The organism is Rufibacter roseolus (assembly GCF_017916365.1).
Taxonomy (GTDB): Bacteria; Bacteroidota; Bacteroidia; order Cytophagales; family Hymenobacteraceae; genus Nibribacter; species Nibribacter roseolus.
Map to the genome: position 1 here is coordinate 762298 of NZ_JAFMSU010000003.1, position 18251 is coordinate 780548.

Genomic DNA, 18251 nt, shown 5'->3' on the forward strand with positions numbered 1-18251 from the left:
ATTTTTTCTTGGGCATGAAATCCGGGGCTACAACTCTCCTCGTAGGTCTCGCAAATTCCGCCGGTGAAAGGAGCCGGGCCAGGGCATGGCCTAAGGATGGGTAAGCCTTAGGCTATTGAAATTATTTCATCTTCAATTATTTAAAACTATGGCAAAAAACACAAATTCAGTTCCAGAGCAGGGCATCCTGCAGGGATTGAAAAACCCTCTTAACAGACGTTCTTTCCTTCAGTACACTGGGGCAGGCGTAGCGGCATCGGCACTTTTATTGGCAGGCTGCGATGACGATGATGACATGACCAACACCAACATGTCTGGTACCGTAAACTTGGGCTCCGGCGATGTGGGTATCCTGAACTACGCCTATGCCCTGGAGCAATTGGAGGCGGCGTTCTATACCGCGGTGGTAGCGTTGCCGAACTTCTCCACCCTGTTCACCAGCGCCACAGAAAGACAGGTGCTCACTGACATCCGTAACCACGAGGTAGCGCACCGCGAGTTCTTCAAAGCCGCCATCACCGCCAATGCCGCCAGTCAAATCATCCCAAGTCTGACTCCTAACCTTCCTTCCAGTGCTTTGGCCAGCCGTGCCTCTATTCTGGCAACCGCCAAAACGTTTGAAGACTTGGGGGTAGCCGCTTACAATGGCGCGGGCAAACTGCTTACCAACTCGGCATTCCTGAGCATTGCCGGTAAAATTGTTTCCGTGGAAGCCAGACACGCCGCCGAGATCAGAGACATGATTGAGAACGGCACCTTCGCCAGCGGCGCCGCCGGCATTACCGCAGGCAACATTGTAGACGCCAACGGCCTGGATGTAGCCCTTACGCCAGCCCAGGTATTGGCCGCCGCCCAGCCTTTCATCAAGGAAACCATTAACGCAAGCAGTTTACCAACCACCTAATCATCAGAAAGCCATGAATATCTTCAATATACTAAAAGAGGTAGAGAAAGTAGATCCGGAAATATTTGACCGCATTGATCCGCGCCGCGAAGTCTTCAAACACTTCGGTGGGTTCGGGAAGAAACTGGCTGCTGCCGCTATTCCTATCGCCTTCGGATCTATGCTGAACAAAGCCTACGGACAGACAGCCGCCAACCCATCGGTGAGAGAGGTACTTGAGTTTGCGCTGTTGCTGGAAAACCTGGAATACCACTTCTACCTTAGAGCCGCTGCCACAGACATTTTCCCAAGTGCCGCCGGGAAAACCGCTTTCGGGGTCATCCGCGACCATGAAAAAGCGCACGTAGACTTCTTGCGGGCCGCTATCTCAGGCATGGGCGGCGCTGCCCCCACCACCTACACCGATGCCAGCTTTGACTGGACCGCCAATGGCTTGTTGGGTAATGCCACCTTCACCAGCTATCCAACCATGCTGGCAGTAGCCCAGGCCTTTGAAGACACCGGGGTAAGAGCCTACAAAGGAGCCGCTCCGGCCCTTATGAGCAACGACACCGTTTTGCAGGCTGCCCTGCAGATCCACTCGGTAGAGGCGAGACATGCCGCGCACCTGCGCCGTATGCGCCGCGACATGACCAATGGCGTGGCTGGCCTCAAACCATGGATTACCATGAAGGACAGAGGCGGACTTCCGGCCGAGTTCCAGGGAATCTATGACGGTGAGGAAAACACTACCCAGGCCACCGTGAACATCACCGGTACCTTCGGCGGGATCACGATTGATGCCAATGCTGCTTCAGAGGCCTTTGATGAGCCATTGACTGTGGCCCAGGTGAATGCAATTGTAATGCCTTTTATTGCTTAATTTATTTAAATTATACAAAAACAGGCCGGGCTTGTACAAGTTCGGCCAGTTTTTGTATAAATACGAACCTAAATCAGTATAAATATTTCCACAAAAACTTTTAATATATGGAATTAAAAGATGCATATTTGCGTCTGCATAATACCTAATCCATCATAAATTAAATTACATCTTACTTAAAGACATGTTAGAGTACGTGAAATTGATTTTAGACAAAGTAAGCTTTGACTCCAGTTTGTTTGAAAAAGAACTGCGGAAAAGTATGCGGATGCTAATGCACAAAGAGTTGGAAACCTTGCGCGATTGGTGCTACAATCACTTCTCAGGCACTTATAACACTATTTTAGATAAGGTCTTCGGCAACGTCCTCACTGCCTAGGAAAGGCGCGGGCTCAGTGGCCACAAAGTGCAGGTTGCGGGTAAGCCCGTCAAACCCTGTCCGTTTCACCGCCGATTTTCTGAAAACATCCTTAAACACCTCCTGGGTTAGCTCCAGCCAATCGGTTTTGGAAAGGTGGAGCAACTCTGGATGGGGCGCGAAGGCCGGCTCACGGTGCGCTTTGCTGAAACGGTTCCAGGGGCAGACATCCTGGCAGATGTCGCAGCCAAATACCCAATTCCCAAATTTCCCCTCCACTTCCTGCGGAATCTGGTCTTTCAGCTCAATGGTGAAATAAGAGATGCACTTGCTGCCGTCTACTACGTACGGCTGTGAGATAGCATCTGTGGGGCATGCATCCATGCATTTGGTACAGGTACCGCAATAGTCTTTGATGGGCCCATCAGGTTCCAGTTCCAGGTCCAGGATGAGCTCCGCGATGAAAAAGAAACTGCCCACCCCTGGCCGGATGAGGTTGCTGTTCTTGCCTACCCAGCCCAGCCCGCTCTTCTTCGCCCAGACCTTGTCCATAACCGGCGCAGAGTCCACAAACACGCGTCCGCCCACCTCGCCAATCTCCTCCTGAATGTAATTGAACAGCGTTTTAAGCTTGTCTTTGATCACGAAGTGGTAATCCTGGCCGTAGGCGTACTTGGAAATCTGGAATGTTTCCTGAGACTGGGTTTCCTCAGGGTAATAATTCAGCAGGAGGCTCACCACCGATTTGGCACCCTCCACCAATAAGCGCGGGTCCAGACGCTTTTCAAAATGGTTGGCCATGTAGTGCATCTGGCCGTGCATGTTCTGGTTGAGCCAATTCTCCAGCCGGGGCGCCTCCTCCTCCAAAAAATCAGCCTTAGACACACCACAGTACATAAAACCCAGTTCCTGGGCTTTCTGCTTGATGAGTAGGGTATGCTTTGGGGCAAGATTGAACATGGGTGTTGGGGTAAGCTGTTAGGACAGAACAAAATTGGGGGAAAAGAATTTCACTTACATCGTTTTTCTGCGTTAAGGGTGCGTTTCTGGGAAAATAGGCGCAAAACACCTCCTGGTTGGCAGACAAATCCTTCCACTCCGTTGCGGAGGATAAACCCTGAGGTTTCCTTCCAAGTGGCTTTCCTCCCTAGCAGATGGCCCCTTCCTAAACAGGCGAGTAGGGATGTTTTTGGTTTCGGCTGTCAGTATGAAAACCTTTTGCCTGCACTATGACCAAATCAATCTTTACCCTCCTTCTTATTTTGCTGGCGTACACGTCACAAGCCCAGGAACAAACCGGGGCTACGCCAAAACTGTACCGTCCTAACCAGGAATGGAATTACGCCCAAGCCTACCGCAGCGGCAATCTCCTGTATATCTCCGGCACCGTGGCAAGCGGCCCCATGGACAAAGCCATTGATCAGGTGTACCGCACCCTGCAAGCCACTCTGAAGCAGTATAACCTCGATTTTACCCATGTGGTCAAAGAGAACCTCTACACCACCAACATGGAGGAAACCTCTAAGCACCACCTGGTCCGGAAGAATTACTACGGCACCCACACCCCAGCCGCCACCTGGGTACAGGTAGTTCGCTTGCTGGAGCCCAATGTGGTCTTGGAAGTGGAGTTGATTGCCGAGATCAAGAAAACAGAATAGAGACAGGCAGGAGAAACAAAAAACCTCACAGGTTTTTAAAACCTGTGAGGTTTGCACATACATTTTCAAGTACTATTACCTCATAGTGAGCGCAGCTCCTACGAGTAGTGTCTTCCGTTTCTAGCCTGTTATCACCTAAATAGCCTAATAACGGCTACTCAGCGTTGTCAAACAAGGTACCGCTGCGTACGTGGTTAGGCGGAATTTTGCCCAGGTGACGGTACGCGGCCTCGGTGGCTTCGCGGCCCCGGCTGGTGCGCTTGATGTAACCTTCCTGGATCAGGAATGGCTCGTACACTTCTTCAATGGTCTCGGCTTCTTCGCCGCAGGCCGTGGCAATAGTGGAAAGACCCACCGGACCACCTTTGAACTTGTCAATGATGGTGCTCAGGATACGTTTGTCCATCTCGTCCAGACCATTGTGGTCCACGTCCAGGGCGTTCAGGGCAAACTGTGCAATCTCCACCGTAATGGTACCATCTCCCTTGATCTGGGCAAAATCGCGGGTACGGCGCAGCAGGTTGTTAGCGATACGCGGTGTACCCCGGCTACGGCGGGCAATCTCAAAGGCAGCATCCTCATAGATAGGCGAACCCAGGATCTCAGCAGAGCGCTGCACAATAGAAGTCAACAGCTTAGAGTCATAGTACTCCAGGCGAGAGTTGATCCCGAAACGGGCCCGCAACGGCGACGTCAAAAGACCAGAACGCGTGGTAGCGCCAATCAAGGTAAACGGATTCAAAGAAATCTGCACGGAACGGGCATTAGGACCCGAGTCCAGCATGATATCTATCTTATAGTCCTCCATGGCTGAGTACAGGTACTCCTCCACAATGGGGTTAAGGCGGTGAATCTCGTCAATGAACAGCACATCGTTGCGCTCCAGATTCGTGAGCAAGCCTGCCAGGTCACTAGGCTTATCCAGCACCGGACCAGACGTGATCTTGATATTGGAACCCAGGGAGTTGGCGATGATGTGCGACAGCGTGGTTTTACCCAGGCCGGGAGGTCCGTGCAGCAGCACGTGGTCTAGTGCCTCGCCCCGCATGATGGCAGCCCCCACAAATACTTTCAGGTTCTCCACCACCTTGGCCTGGCCGGTAAAGTCGCTGAAATCCAGAGGCCGGAGGGCCTTGTCAAACTCCTTCTCGGCGGGCGAAAAGTTATCGGCAGAGCCGCTTAAATAGTCTTCTCTCATGTGTAAAATCTCTTAGCAGTCTAAGCAAAGATTCAGATGTAAAGATAACAGCTATCTGCCTAAAAACGCTCCATTGTTGGTGTAAAAAGCCATCTTTTTGCTACTATTTTTACCAAGCCCAATCAACTAATCTAATTATTTTAGCAAAAACGTTTCTTCCTTACTTTCTCATATTTAGACTAAAAACAGAAAAGGCAGCCACGTTCCCGCAACTACCTTCTCTAAGATTTTTAATGCTGGTTTGTTAATAGATGAAACCAACACATTAGCATGGCTTTGCTCCTCAACCTATCTGAGGTCTGCTTCCCAATAGGGCTTTATTTTTTGGAGCTTCCACAGATATAGACCCAATAAGAGCGGATTTAGTTTAAAGTTAAGAATAAGTCCCTCTGATCTATCCACTAATGGAAGCACAAACATAGCTGCAATACTGGCCGCTAAGCCGATACTTGCATCAACCATTCCTAGCCTAATAGCCCAATGCTTCTCCGTCCATAAGCCGTAAGCAGAAACACCTTTAAACAAATACAAGATCATCAGGGAGAGACCTAGAAGTGAAAACGGATCAGTGGGCCCAAAACCGTATAGAGAGACCGAAAAACTATATCCCAATAAGCCCAGTACTAATCCAATGGGGATCAGAAATCCAGATAACAGGAAAATCCAAGTAAAGATCTTCATCCACCAGGGCAACACATCCCGCCTTCTGCCTTTTACTTCTTCTAAGCTTTTGGTATCTACTAAATCCTCAAATCCAAAGTAGGCGTCTTTCTGACTTTCTTCCATTTTTTCTCTCTACTAAAGCCTATTTGAAAGCCTGAATACCGGTGATGTCTGCGCCAGTAATTAGCAGGTGGATGTCATGGGTACCCTCGTAGGTGATCACGCTTTCAAGGTTCATCATGTGGCGCATGATGGGGTACTCGCCGGTGATGCCCATACCACCATGTATCTGGCGCGCCTCGCGGGCTACGTGCAGGGCCATGTCTACGCTGTTGCGCTTGGCCATGGAAATCTGTTGGGTGGTAGCTTTACCTTCGTTTTTGAGTACGCCCAGGCGCCACACCATGAGTTGGGCTTTGGTGATCTCCGTCACCATCTCGGCCAGTTTCTTCTGTATGAGTTGGAAAGAGGCGATGGGTTTATCAAACTGGATGCGCTGCTTAGCATAGTTCAAGGCGCTTTCATAGCAGTCAATGGCGGCTCCGATGGCACCCCAAGAGATACCGTAGCGGGCAGAGTCCAGACAGCCCAGCGGACCTTTGAGACCGTCTATGTTGGGCAGCAGATTCTCTTTGGGCACTTTCACGTTATCAAACACCAGCTCACCGGTGGTAGAGGCACGCAGACTCCATTTGTTGTGGATCTCGGGGGTGGTGAAACCTTCCATGCCGCGCTCCACAATGAGGCCTTTGATGCGGCCCTGCTCGTTTTTGGCCCACACCACGGCAACCTGACTCTCGGGGGAGTTGGAAATCCAGAGCTTGGCGCCGTTGAGCAGGTAATGGTCGCCCATGTCTTTGATGTTGGTGACCATACCGCCCGGGTTAGACCCAAAATCTGGCTCTGTTAACCCGAAACAGCCCAGCCACTCACCGGAGGCCAGCTTGGGCAGGTATTTCCGGCGCTGCTCCTCAGAACCGTAGGCGTAGATGGGGTACATGACTAAAGAACCCTGCACCGAGGCCGTGGACCGCATTCCGGAGTCGCCACGCTCAATCTCCTGCATGATGATGCCGTAACTGATGTAGTCCAGCCCGCCGCCGCCGTACTCCGTGGGGATGGTTGGCCCGAAGGCTCCTATCTCACCGAACTTGGGCACAATCTCAGACGGGAAGTGCGCGTCCTGCGCCCATTTCTCAATGTTGGGGGAGATTTCGCGCTTCACGAAGTCGCGCATGGTCTGCCGGATAAGCTTGTGCTCATCGGTGAGCAGGTCGTCTACGTTGAAATAGTCTGGGGCGCCGGAGTTGTCTGAAGCCATAGTTTTTGGGGTTAACTTCGATGTCTGTTTCCAAACTTAGCAAGAAACCGCACCTCTGCCAACACTTGTTAGCAAAACCTTTCACGCCGCTGGTTTGGCTCTTCGTTTTAGGGCTCTTTTCAGGAAATCAGGGCAGAAACAAACCCCGGCCACCTACTTCGCGGAGTTATAGCTGACTTTCAGCTTTTGATAGACTTGCCCTAATTGGGCAATCTCCTGACCGTACTGGTGCAAGTTGGTCTTCCCGGTAAACGCCTGGTAGCACTTCGGGCCCAGGGTAGCAAGGCTAGATTGCCAGGCTGCCCAGTCCGGTAAAGTTTGCAGCCGCTGGCCGTAGTATTGATTGAAGGCCTGCACCAGGTAGTGCTGGGTACGGTCTTCCAGCAGCTCTCCGCCAGGGCCCAACACAAAGATGGCCATGGGCACAATCATGTCATGGCCGGTGGGGTCCAGCAGCTGCCGTTCCTCAAAAAGGACGCGGCTCTTGAGCCAATCCTGCAGCCCCACAAGGCCCAGCGAGGGATCTACCGGTTGCCACTGTTTGGTGGCGACATCGTACACTTCCAACCAGACATGGTCATTGTGCTGCCGACCGAAGACTGATCCTTTGTTTCCTTTTTCCTTCACCAACTGCCGGGCATTCTCCTGCCGTTGCTCACTTTCCTTGTGGAGGTTGATTTCCTGTACCGTGCGCTGCTGCACCTGCAGTTCTTTCAGCATGGCTTTAGTGATGGAGGCTAATTCAGCGCAGTTCCCTCCGCCCCGGGCGATGATCTGTTCCACCGTGCGTTTCTGGTAATCAGTGGCTTCCCACTCAAAATGCTGCACCAGCCAATGCACCACTTTCTGGGTCTTGGCAAAATCGGTGGGTGAATCGGCGGTGAATTCCCGGGCAAACTGCCGGTAGTCTTTCTTAATCAGTTGCAGCCAGTCAGCGTCCGTTCTGCGCTGCGCCGCAGCCTGAGAAACAACACAGAAGAGTGCCGCAAGAAGTAGTAATGGGAAAAGCTTTTTCATAGATATTGAGGTATTGGGGTTTAGTTATGGGTTTGATGAGTGACCGTTTGTAGGGCATGGACCCAAAAAAAATCGCCGAAGTTGCATCTGATGTGCAACTCCGGCGATTTTTGTTTCAGGTAAAGGTGAAAACCTAACTTAGACCAATTTCAATTTTAGGTCGATTTTTATGAAAAGGGCTTAGAAGCGCAGGCTGATCTGGGCCATGAAGTTGCGGGGTGCCTGCGGGAAATAGTAGTTATAGTCATAACGGTTGGTGTCTCCGGCGTACAGCTCGGTGAAGGTGTAGCCATTGGCTTCATACTCTTCGTTGAAGACGTTGTTCACCAATAGGCCCAGTTCCACTTCTTTCATCCAGTTCACCGGTCTGAAACGGTAGAACACGCGGGCATCGCCTACTTCGTAAGGACGGATGCGGCGGTTCTGGCTGGCGGTGTTGTCCAGGAACTGCTCACTCACGGTCTTGAACTGAAATGCGAACCGAAGGCCAGTCAAAGGCTGCACCTCCAGCTGGGTGGAAGTCACAAAACTGGGCGAGTAGGCGATGGTGGTCTCGTCATACTGATTTACCACCACATCCTCGGGGTTGTAGTCAATGGGCAGGGTCTCGGTGAACTGCTTGATGCGGTTGCGGCTCAGGGAGAAGTTGGTAGACAGACGGGCCAAATCACCCAGACCCACGCCGGCGGCCAACTCTGCACCGGTGCGATAGCTTTCCGGAATGTTCGTTCTGAGCGCCGTTCCTACGTTGTTCACCTGACCGGTCAGCACCAACTGGTCTTTATAGTCCATGTAGAAGTAGGTAAGATCGGTGGTAAAGCGCAGCGGCAGGCCGTTCAGCTCTCCCAGGGGGTAGTTCAGGCGGTAACCGGCCTCGTAGTCGATCATGCGCTCTGCCTTGGCTCTATCGTTGGCCGGACGGTCCACAAAGTCTGAGCGGGTGGGCTCACGGTGACCTACCGCTACCGAGGCATACAGGCTGTTCTGGTCTGAAAAGGCGTAAGTGATGCCCGCTTTGGGGTTGAAGAACCGGTAATCGGCACGGGTGGTGACGTCGCGCTGGTCATCATCAATGCCGTTCACCTTGTAATCTACTCTGCGGAGCTGCAGATCCCCGAAGAGGCTGAGTTTCTCGGTGGCTTGGAGCGTGGCCTTGCCATACACGTTGAAATCAGTTTTCTGGGCATCGCCCTCATAGTAGCGGTGGCGTGGCCGGATGGTGGAAGCGTACTGCGCCCAGATCACTTCCCCGAAGTGGTCTCCGGTATAGCGGTTCCAACCTCCGCCCAGCACCGCCGAGAGTTTGCCCTGCCCGTTGTACTGCAAGGAGAAAGTGCTGCCGTAGAAATCGTTGTCCAACCATTTGCGGCTTACTAGGTCGGTGCGAGTGATAGCTACTCCACCTGCCGTCACCGGCGGAATGTTGTAGTTGGTGAGGCGTTCGTTCACCTTGAACTGCTCATAGAACCCGAAGCCACGGGTATAGTGCAGGGCAGCGTTCAGGGTAAGGGCCCGGCTGAACTCGTGGGCGTAGTGTAGTTGGTAATGGTACTGCTGGTAGTCGTCTACCTCGTTGTCATACGGGATATCGGTGCTGCCGTAATCGGTACCGGCGGAGTTGAAGGTGCGGTCAGTTTTCAGGGTCTCCTCGTCTACCCCGTTCCAGGCCTGGTAGGTGACTTCATGGCCGCCAAACACCACCAGTTTAAGCAAGTCCTTGGCTCCATAGTAGCCCCCAGACAGGTAGAAGGACTTCAGGTTAGAGGAAGCCCGGTCAATGTAGCCATCTGAGGTGATTCTTGATAAGCGCCCGTCCACGGCGAATTTGCCGCCCAGCAGGCCGGTTCCAAACTGCACGTTGTTTTTCCAGGTGTTGTAAGAACCATAGGCGTTGTCGGTGCGGGCGTAGGCTTCGGGGCTGGCATCCTGGGTCTGAAGGTTCAGGCTGGCGCCGAAGGCTCCCGGTCCGTTAGACGAGGTACCCACGCCGCGCTGAATCTGCACATCCTGCAGAGAAGAGGCGAAATCTGGCATGTTCACGAAGAAAACGCCGTGGCTTTCGGCATCATTCACCGGAATACCGTTCACCGTCACGTTGATGCGGGTGATGTCTGAGCCCCTGATGCGCATGCTGGTGTAGCCCACGCCGGCGCCGGCATCTGAGTTGGTCACCAGCGAAGGCGTGTTTTCCAGCAGATAAGGCAGATCCTGCCCAAAATTGCGGCTCTCTAGTTCCTGTTTGCCCACGTTGGTGTAGGTGGTTCCGGTTTTCTCATTGGCGCGGGTGGCAGTCACCAGTACTTCTTTGGTAGCCACGCTGGTGCGGGTAAGGCTGAAGTCCAGCGGCTGGGACGCGGGTACGGTGACTGCCTGGGTGGCACTGGCGTAGCCCAGGTAGCTGATCTGCAGGTTGTAATCGCCGGCGGGCAGGTTGGAGAAGTTGAATCGGCCGGAGGCATCTGTGAGGGTGGCGCGGTTGCCGGTACCCAATGTGACGGTGCTACCGGTAAGCGGAGCCTGGGTGGCAGCATCTACTACGCGGCCAGACAAAGTGTTCTGTGCCATGGCAAACCAAGGCAGCAGGCAGCCCAAGAGCAGGGCTAAAGCTTTTTTCATGTGAAAATTGAAAAAATAGATAAAACAACCAGGAGCCACCAGGGGCCGGTGCTCCCACTCTGTTTTGTTCCCTTGTTTTTCCCTTCGCCGGCATTACCCGGATCAGGTTCAATGGGTATGATCTCAGCCCGTTATATTAAGGCACCCCTAAACTGAGGCAAAGCTACGCCCGCCTTCCTGGAAAACCAATTAGGACCGGCATAACTTCAAATATTTTTTTGCCGATGCGGTCAACATAGCAAGGCCCCCATACGTTGAACAAAAAAGAGTCGCCTACTAGGCTGTGGATGTGATGTGAGACTTTTAACTCATCGGATTTTATGATGATCGTATACTCTTTGGCCATGTTTGCCCTGATTGCCTTTTTGGCGCTGGCCCCACGTAAAAGAATGAGCGTACCGCCGCAAGATGACAACGATGATGACGGGGGCGAACCAATCAATGATGGTTTACCCGATCTGGACCTCCCACCAGGCATCTGCCTGCCCATCAATGACTGGGAACCTGACTATAACCGGTCTTTGGTAAAGAACACCCTTTGACATAACCAGTTTTTTGCCCCAATTACCAAAACCCGGAAGCATGGCCCTGAAGGCTAAGCTTCCGGGTTTTCGTTTTCGGGTTGATTTTATTGAAATGGGCTCAAAGAGGGAACCCACCTCTGACCCTCCCAGGAGGGGAAACATCAACTATTAACCGGAAAACCGATTTTCGGGATACTTGCTTTTGGGCAGTGCTGCCATTCTTCAGGTTCAAGCATATTTTGAAAAAAAGGGCACAAAAAAGCGGCTAGGACCTTACAGGAAGATCCTAGCCGCTTTTAGTATGTTTTGGTCTGCTTATTTCTTGGCTACTGCCTCTTGTCTGGCTACCAGCTCAATGTTCAGTTCCACATCATCCATGATGGCTTTGTCGCCCAGGTTCTCAAAGAAGTTGCCGGAGCGGAATTTGATATCCCACTTGGTACGGTCAAATTTGAGGTTGGCTTTAGCGGTGGCCACGCCTTTTTTCACGGTTACCAGCGCCGGGAAGGAGATCTGGTTTGTGATGCCTTTGATGGTAAGATCGCCGGTGATGGTGTAGTTGGCAGCATCGCCTTTGGCATTCTGCTTAGGTGTCAGGTTGGTGATGGCGAACTTGGCCGTAGGGTTTTTCTCCACTGAGAAGAAATCATCAGACTTAAGGTGGTCTACGAGTCTTTTGTTTGAGCCGCCCTGCAGGTCAGTATTGGTGATGGAGGTCATGTCCATGATGAAGGTTCCGCCGCGCAGGTTCGCTTTCTCCAGGAGAATGGTACCGCTGGCCAGCGTGATGTTGCCGGTGTGCTCGCCGGTTACCTTGCGGCCAACCCAGGTGATTTTGCTTTCAGCGGGGACTACTTTGTAGTTCTGAACGGCGGGCGCCACCACGGTTGCAGCGGGTTTTGCCTTGCCAGGCGTGCCTGGTGCCACCATTTTAAAGGCAGAAACCCCTACAGCGGCCGCTACCATAACAGAGAGTAAAACTTTTTTCATGGAGATAACTGGTAAGTGGTTTAGTAGAAAATGCTTTTAAGGGTATAAGGTATAAAAATTTCAGCTTCTGACTTTATCCAGGAGATTATTTAAAACCTCGGCTTCTTCCTCAGTCAGGTTGTTAAGGCCGGTGAAACCCGCGTTGCCCAGGCCATCCATCTCGGTGAGCAGATCCAGTCCTTTCTGGGTGATGAGGATGTCCACGGTGCGGCGGTCAGTGGGGCACTGCTCACGGGTAACCAGTTCCTTGGCTTCCAGTTTGTCTACAATGCGCGAGGCGTTGGAGGTTTTGTCCAGCATGCGATCTATGAGCAGGTTCACCGTGGCCGGCTTGGGAAACTGCCCCCGCAGGATGCGCAGCACATTGTACTGCGGCAGCGTGACCCCGTAAGACTTGAACATAGCCGACTGCCTTTGCTCCAACCAGTTAGAAGTGTACACCACGTTGATGTACGCTTTCTGGTAAACGTCCTTGAAAACACTCTGCTTTATTTCTTCTTCTATTTTCATCTTAACCTCCAGTCTTCAGGCGATACTCAAATATATGTTCCTACCGCAAAATCAGCAACTTAGCGGGGCTTTTTCTGCGGCGGGCGCAAAGATACTACCAACATCCGGCATCCATCGTGCGTATTTCCCGTGAATCTATCTCTATTAACCGCATGGCAGACATTTTTTTGGTTTCCTGGGCAGATCTGTTCTCCAGCCCCGAGAACATGATCCGGTACGGCGGCCTCACCCTTATACTGGCCATCGTGTTCCTGGAAACCGGGCTGCTCATTGGGCTGGTCATTCCCGGGGGCGATTCCCTTTTGCTGGCCACCGGATTATTGGCGGGCGCCGATGTGCTCACCGTGCCGCTGGCCGTACTGCTGGTCAGCATGACCGCGGCAGGCATTGCCGGCGATTTGCTGGGCTTTACCATAGGCCGCCGCATGGGCAAAAAACTCTACCGGAAGCAGGACACCTGGTATTTCAAGCGCAAGAACCTGGAGCGCGCTGAGAAGTTCTACCGTGATAAAGGCAAAATGGCCATTGTGCTAGGCAAGTTTGTGCCGGTGGTGCGCACCTTCAACCCACTGCTGGCTGGGGTTACCGGCATGGAAATGGGCAGGTTCCTGCTCCTGAGCAGCTTGGGCACCGCCCTCTGGATCTGCTCCCTGGTATTGGCCAGTTATTACCTGGGCCAGCAGTTTCCGCAGCTGAAAGACTATCTGCACTACGCTATTCCGGTCATTATCCTGCTGTCTATCCTTCCAGGTATCTTCCAGTACTGGCAGGAGCGCCGGAAAAGCGCCAATGCCTAAGCTAGCCCCGTTTTCGGGCTGTTTTAGAGAAATCATCGTATAAATACTCAAAACCACTATTGACCTCTATGATCCAACGTTACCTTTTAGCCGGTGGCCTTTTTCTGGGCATTACCCTTGCCCCGGAAATGGTTCAGGCCCAGAATGCCTCTATTGGAAAAAGTGAGCGCGGCCGCACCACCACTACCAGCGTTGCCCCTTTGCGGCAAGGCATTATCATGCGCAACGGCAAGATGATGGAAATAAACGGCCAGCAATTCACCCCCTTGACCAAGGCCCGGACTTTCACCAACGGTGCCACCCTGCAACCCAACGGCGCCCTGACGGCATCGGGTGGAGAGGCCATCCAGTTGAATGAAGGTGACCATGTAGACCTCAAAGGCAACATACACCGTACCACCGTGATCACGCACAGGAGCACCACCATCACCGGCGATACCACCGGCATAGGCAAACAGCTGCTGCAGGCCCAACAGATGAACGACCGCCTCAGGCTTCTACAGGAAAAACAGCGGGTGTTACAGCAAAAGGGCGAGCTCCTGCAGAAAACCGTCCAGAACAAGCCCAGCCAAACTGAGCTGAAGAAACTGGACGCCGACTTAGCCAAACTCCAAGGCCAACTGGCCACCGAAGAAAAGAAAAAGAAGTAGCCGCTTCTCTCACGTAAAAACAGAACGCCTCCCAATGATCTGGGAGGCGTTTTGTTTATATGGCGTTTTCCAGAAATCAGCCTTAAATCAATTTTTCAGAATTATGGCTGTTCCACGGGGTACAGGCGGCCGGCTTCTTCTTTTACCAGTTTGAATGGCTCATCTTTCACCACCAGCATGCCGTCCAGATCCAGCAGGTGCACGCCGTGGGCCAGTTGCAGCGCCGACCAGATGGCCATGGACGTTTCCATCATGCACCCTATCATGGTTTTCAGGCCCAGGCTTCTGGTCTTTTGCAGAATAGCCAGTCCGTTGAGGTAACCGCCGGCTTTCATGAGTTTCATGTTCACCCCATGGAACTGTTGCTGCAGCAGTTCCCAGTCGGCGTGGTCGGTGACGGATTCATCAGCGAAGAGGTCATAGGGCGAGCGTTTCTTCAGGTACAGGTACTCGTCCTGCAGGTCTGAAGGCATTGGCTGCTCAATCATGAGCACGGGGTATCTTTTCAGCCCCTCAAAGAAGCGCATAAGGGAATCTGGGTCCTGCCAGGCCTCGTTGGCGTCAATGATCAGGCCTTGGTTTGTGGCTTTGGTCACCTCAGAAAGCATGTCAAGGCCACTTTCCTGGTTTACTTTCACTTTGAGGTACTCAAACCGGTGCAGGCCGTGCTCTTTGGTGAAGTCCGCGATCTTACCGGGATCCATAATGGGGTAGGAATACGCCGTAGGGGCTGAGGCCACGGGTTGTACGCCTAAAAACTCAGTCACCGTCTGACCGTTTTTCCGGCAGAGGTAGTGAATAAAAGCTGATTCTATGGCAAACCTGAGCGCCGGCAGCACTGGGTGCAGGCTCATGAGGTGCTGCAGTTCTTCCACTGAACCTACGTGGGACAGGCCGTTGGCCTGCAGGGTCTGAAACTGCTCCTGCAGCAGTGCGGGAGTTTCGCCGTAGCGGGTGTTGGGGGCGGCTTCTCCCCTTCCCTGAAATCTCTCGTCACCAACGGTCACAAACAGATTAGTTTTCACATCTGAGGCATTGCGGGAGATTTTCCAGGTATAGCGCAAGGTGAGGTCCCGAGCCTCCAAATTCCAAAGTAGCATAGTAAATAGTAGGGGTTGCAAGCCTCAAGTGTAGTAAAAAAGACGCAAAGGCCAATAAAATTCGTGCTTTTGCCCGCATCTTTCAAAAACGGCCCCAGAACGCCTTGCCTCTTTAGGAACCGGAAGAAAAAAGTATATTTGTAGGTTCCAAGACCTTAGCCGCCTCTTTTGAGCCGGCGAACAAACTAAACCAAAACCTCCGCTCTTCCTTTTTCCTGAAGGAAGGGAGCTTAATTCATTTATGAAAAAATCCACGCTCGCCATCTCGGCTTTTGTGATTCTCACGGTGGCTGTTGTGCTCACGTTGTGCCAGAACTACGGCCTTCTCTCTCTCCCCGAAGTAGCCCTGACCGGTATCCGCTGGGTGGGTATTGCAGTGCTCCTGCTGTTTGCCCGCCAGAAGAAATCCCTCACTACCTGGATTCTGGTGAGCATGGTGGTAGGCGCTGAGATAGGCTACTCTTTCCCTGATTTCGCACAGGGCCTGAATGTTTTAAGCAAGATTTTCCTGAAGATGGTGAAAACCATCATCGCGCCGCTCATTTTCGCTACGCTGGTGGTGGGCATTGCCGGTCACTCTAACCTGAAACAGGTGGGCAAGATGGGCGTGAAGGCCCTGGTCTACTTTGAGATTGTGACCACCATTGCCCTTTTCATTGGGTTGGCCGCTATTAACCTGAGCCGCGCCGGCGATGGTATCCAGCTAAAAGGCCAGACCAGCAGCGAGATCACCGCGCCGCCCGCCCAGACCTGGCAAGACATCATTCTGCACATCTTCCCGGAGAACATCGCCAAATCGGTGGCCGAGGGGCAGGTATTGCAGATTGTGGTGTTCAGCGTGCTCTTCGGGATTGCTCTGGCTATGCTGAATGAGCGTAAGCGCCGCCCGTTGCTGGAAGTAACCGAGAGCCTCGCGGAGACCATGTTCAAGTTCACCAACATCATCATGTTCTTCGCGCCTATTGCGGTGGGTGCTGCCATCGCCTACACCGTGGGCCACATGGGCTTCGGGATTCTGGTGAACCTCTTCAAACTGCTGGCTACGCTGTACGTGGCGCTCATCGCGTTCCTGCTTTTAGTATTACTGCCTGTAGCGTTGATCTTTAGAATTCCGGTGAAAATGTTTGTGCAGGCCATCGCTGAGCCGGTGTCCATTGCCTTCGCTACCACCAGTTCTGAGGCCGCTCTGCCGCGCGCCATGGAAGCAATGGAATCTATTGGCGTACCGCGCAAGATTGTGGCGTTTGTGATGCCCATGGGCTACAGCTTCAACCTGGACGGTTCTACCCTGTACCTGTCACTGGCGTCTATCTTCGTGGCGCAGGCCGCCGGTATTGAGATGCCTTGGGAGCAGCAGTTGTTGATGGTTTTCACCCTGATGTTGACGAGTAAAGGGATTGCTGGGGTGCCGCGTGCCTCTTTGGTGATTCTTTTGGGTACAGCAGCGTCTTTCAACCTGCCGGTAGAGCCTATCTTCATCATCCTGGGCATTGACGAACTCATGGACATGGCCCGGACCTCGGTAAACGTGATCGGGAACTGTCTGGCCACCGCTGTCATCGCCCGCTGGGAAGGTGAGTTCGTGGACCTGGAGGCACCAAGAGCGCTGGAGACTGTCTAAAACAGAATCTGGCCAGAGGATATCTTTTGCGGAGGAAAATTCGTTTCTCCATCATCCCCGTGTCTTAACTTCTTTAAAATACTTTGCAGATGCATTTCCGTTTGTGTTTTGTTCCTTTCCTGGCCCTGGGGGTTGTTGCTTGCTCCCGCCCTGCCGCTAATTCTTCCGTTGAACAGTCTGGGTACTCTGCCGCCGGGCAAACGGGCCTGGACGCGAACAAGAACCGGGAGGAGAAAAACAAAGCTGGCAACGAGAACATCCTTATTGGGGCCGTGGACCGCGCTGCTTTTGAGAATGCGCCTTACAGCACCTGGTTCCACCCGGCCTACCAGCGCTATACGCCCAACCAGAAGATCATGGAAGAACTGGCGCCTTTGCTGGAGAACATCACCGTGAAAGCCTATATGGGCAGCTGGTGTGAGGACAGCCAGCGCGATGTGCCCCGCTTCTACAAGCTACTGGATCAAGCCCATTTCCCGCATTCCCGCCTGCACCTGATAAGCCTGCGCGAAGACAAAACCGGCCCCAATGGTGAGGAGAAACTGGACAATATCACGGCCGTGCCCACTTTTATTCTGTACCGCGAGGGCAAAGAACTGGGTCGCATTGTGGAGACCGCCTACCCTACCCTTGAAATGAACATGCTCACCATCATTAAAGGCACGGGCAAATAAGCGTTTCAGGCCTGTTTAAGCCAAAAAGCCCTGAAACACCTGCAATACCATCAAAAAAAGAGAATCCGGATTCTTCCTGAGCACATCAGAAGGAATCCGGATTCTCTTTTTATTCAGCCTGTTTTATGGCCATTTAATGAAATGGAGCGCAAAAGCCTGGTGAATGCCTTGTCTTTTTAAGCATGATTTTTTAAAAGGACCTTAAAATGGAAATTCTGCCTCTCCGCACCAGGTCAGTACCTGGGTTCCCAGATAAGCGAAAATTAAGCTTAACGGTGCCTTATCGGCTCTTTTTCAGGCATTGGGTAAGCCAGGCCTCGGCGGCGGCACGGTCTTCAAAGAGTTTTACTTCAAATTTGCCTTTGATGCGGGCCTGCAGCTGATCTGCAGACTGCGCCGAGAAAGTGCTGAGGTTATCCAGGTGGGCCCAGTATTTCAGGCCGGATTTTACGGCATAAGGAATCCAGTTCTGCTCCAGCCAATCCATTGACCCATCCCAACGGCCTACCAGGTTCCGGTTATCGTTTAGTACGGCGGAGCAGCCTTTGGCCTGCATCCAGTCTAAATATTTGAAGGCCCCTTTGGCCACGTTGTCATGGGTGGGGTACCCAATCCAGTTGTTATAGATCCATGGTCCTTGGGGCTGAAGATCAATCTGCAGGAAAATTTTTCCGGTAGAAGAGAGCATTTCTTCCAGGCGCGTAGAGGTTTTTTCCTCTGATAGCGGTTTGTACATTAAATGTATAAAAAGACAGGTAGGAGTTGTTTTGCGGGATTAATCGCCTTCT

18 protein-coding genes and 1 riboswitch are annotated in these 18251 nt (G+C 52.5%); of the genes, 8 read left to right on the forward strand and 10 right to left on the reverse strand.

Annotated elements, in window-relative coordinates:
- Window positions 1-148 precede the first annotated feature (148 nt).
- Complete coding sequence (locus J3P35_RS18995) at window positions 149-904, forward strand: ferritin-like domain-containing protein (RefSeq protein WP_210466333.1); 756 nt, start codon at window positions 149-151, stop codon at window positions 902-904.
- Window positions 905-917: 13 nt separating this feature from the next.
- Window positions 918-1766 (forward strand): ferritin-like domain-containing protein, encoded by an 849-nt coding sequence (locus J3P35_RS19000; RefSeq protein ID WP_210466334.1) that lies wholly within the window; start codon window positions 918-920, stop codon window positions 1764-1766.
- Between the two features lie 343 nt (window positions 1767-2109).
- Here J3P35_RS19000 and queG read toward each other — a convergent pair whose 3' ends face one another.
- The gene (gene queG, locus J3P35_RS19005) at window positions 2110-3084 is read right to left on the reverse strand and encodes a tRNA epoxyqueuosine(34) reductase QueG (RefSeq protein WP_210466335.1); all 975 of its coding nucleotides are present in this window, start codon (window positions 3082-3084) and stop codon (window positions 2110-2112) included.
- 269 nt (window positions 3085-3353) lie between these two features.
- On the opposite strand from queG, the gene J3P35_RS19010 reads away from it, so the two are divergent.
- Window positions 3354-3782 carry a RidA family protein gene (locus J3P35_RS19010; RefSeq protein ID WP_210466336.1) on the forward strand — a complete coding sequence of 143 codons (429 nt, stop codon included), beginning with the start codon at window positions 3354-3356 and terminating at the stop codon, window positions 3780-3782.
- Between the two features lie 154 nt (window positions 3783-3936).
- Here J3P35_RS19010 and ruvB read toward each other — a convergent pair whose 3' ends face one another.
- The 5 genes from ruvB to J3P35_RS19035 form a co-directional block, all read right to left on the reverse strand.
- A complete protein-coding gene (ruvB, locus tag J3P35_RS19015; protein WP_210466337.1) occupies window positions 3937-4980 on the reverse strand; it encodes a Holliday junction branch migration DNA helicase RuvB in 1044 nt (347 codons plus the stop codon).
- A gap of 288 nt (window positions 4981-5268) precedes the next feature.
- Window positions 5269-5766 carry a hypothetical protein gene (locus J3P35_RS19020; RefSeq protein ID WP_210466338.1) on the reverse strand — a complete coding sequence of 166 codons (498 nt, stop codon included), beginning with the start codon at window positions 5764-5766 and terminating at the stop codon, window positions 5269-5271.
- A gap of 19 nt (window positions 5767-5785) precedes the next feature.
- Window positions 5786-6964, reverse strand: a complete 1179-nt coding sequence (locus J3P35_RS19025) for an acyl-CoA dehydrogenase family protein (protein WP_210466339.1) — start codon at window positions 6962-6964, stop codon at window positions 5786-5788.
- 153 nt (window positions 6965-7117) lie between these two features.
- Window positions 7118-7981, reverse strand: coding sequence for a transglutaminase family protein (locus J3P35_RS19030; RefSeq protein ID WP_210466340.1), 864 nt, complete (start codon window positions 7979-7981; stop codon window positions 7118-7120).
- Window positions 7982-8161: 180 nt separating this feature from the next.
- Window positions 8162-10597, reverse strand: coding sequence for a TonB-dependent receptor (locus J3P35_RS19035; RefSeq protein WP_210466341.1), 2436 nt, complete (start codon window positions 10595-10597; stop codon window positions 8162-8164).
- Window positions 10598-10658: 61 nt separating this feature from the next.
- Window positions 10659-10756, reverse strand: a riboswitch (TPP riboswitch).
- Between the two features lie 161 nt (window positions 10757-10917).
- On the opposite strand from J3P35_RS19035, the gene J3P35_RS19040 reads away from it, so the two are divergent.
- Window positions 10918-11139, forward strand: coding sequence for a hypothetical protein (locus J3P35_RS19040; RefSeq protein ID WP_149092422.1), 222 nt, complete (start codon window positions 10918-10920; stop codon window positions 11137-11139).
- A gap of 297 nt (window positions 11140-11436) precedes the next feature.
- Here the strand turns inward: J3P35_RS19040 and J3P35_RS19045 are convergent, their stop codons facing one another.
- Both J3P35_RS19045 and J3P35_RS19050 read right to left on the reverse strand, forming a co-directional pair.
- Window positions 11437-12111: a YceI family protein gene (locus J3P35_RS19045; RefSeq protein ID WP_210466342.1), complete on the reverse strand. Its 675-nt coding sequence runs from the start codon at window positions 12109-12111 to the stop codon at window positions 11437-11439.
- A gap of 60 nt (window positions 12112-12171) precedes the next feature.
- Window positions 12172-12621 carry a MarR family winged helix-turn-helix transcriptional regulator gene (locus tag J3P35_RS19050; protein WP_210466343.1) on the reverse strand — a complete coding sequence of 150 codons (450 nt, stop codon included), beginning with the start codon at window positions 12619-12621 and terminating at the stop codon, window positions 12172-12174.
- A 152-nt stretch (window positions 12622-12773) separates the two neighbouring features.
- Here J3P35_RS19050 and J3P35_RS19055 point away from each other — a divergent pair, with 152 nt between their 5' ends.
- Together J3P35_RS19055 and J3P35_RS19060 are read left to right on the forward strand one after the other, a co-directional pair.
- Window positions 12774-13418 carry a DedA family protein gene (locus J3P35_RS19055; RefSeq protein WP_210466344.1) on the forward strand — a complete coding sequence of 215 codons (645 nt, stop codon included), beginning with the start codon at window positions 12774-12776 and terminating at the stop codon, window positions 13416-13418.
- Window positions 13419-13486: 68 nt separating this feature from the next.
- Window positions 13487-14068, forward strand: a complete 582-nt coding sequence (locus tag J3P35_RS19060; RefSeq protein WP_210466345.1) for a DUF6799 domain-containing protein — start codon at window positions 13487-13489, stop codon at window positions 14066-14068.
- 101 nt (window positions 14069-14169) lie between these two features.
- Here the strand turns inward: J3P35_RS19060 and J3P35_RS19065 are convergent, their stop codons facing one another.
- The gene (locus J3P35_RS19065; protein WP_210466346.1) at window positions 14170-15168 is read right to left on the reverse strand and encodes an enolase C-terminal domain-like protein; all 999 of its coding nucleotides are present in this window, start codon (window positions 15166-15168) and stop codon (window positions 14170-14172) included.
- Between the two features lie 241 nt (window positions 15169-15409).
- On the opposite strand from J3P35_RS19065, the gene J3P35_RS19070 reads away from it, so the two are divergent.
- Entirely contained in the window at window positions 15410-16789 is a 1380-nt protein-coding gene (locus tag J3P35_RS19070) for a dicarboxylate/amino acid:cation symporter (RefSeq protein ID WP_210466347.1), read from the forward strand.
- An 89-nt stretch (window positions 16790-16878) separates the two neighbouring features.
- A complete protein-coding gene (locus J3P35_RS19075) occupies window positions 16879-17463 on the forward strand; it encodes a thioredoxin family protein (protein WP_210466348.1) in 585 nt (194 codons plus the stop codon).
- Between the two features lie 280 nt (window positions 17464-17743).
- Here the strand turns inward: J3P35_RS19075 and J3P35_RS19080 are convergent, their stop codons facing one another.
- Window positions 17744-18199: a hypothetical protein gene (locus tag J3P35_RS19080; protein ID WP_210466349.1), complete on the reverse strand. Its 456-nt coding sequence runs from the start codon at window positions 18197-18199 to the stop codon at window positions 17744-17746.
- Window positions 18200-18251: the final 52 nt, after the last annotated feature.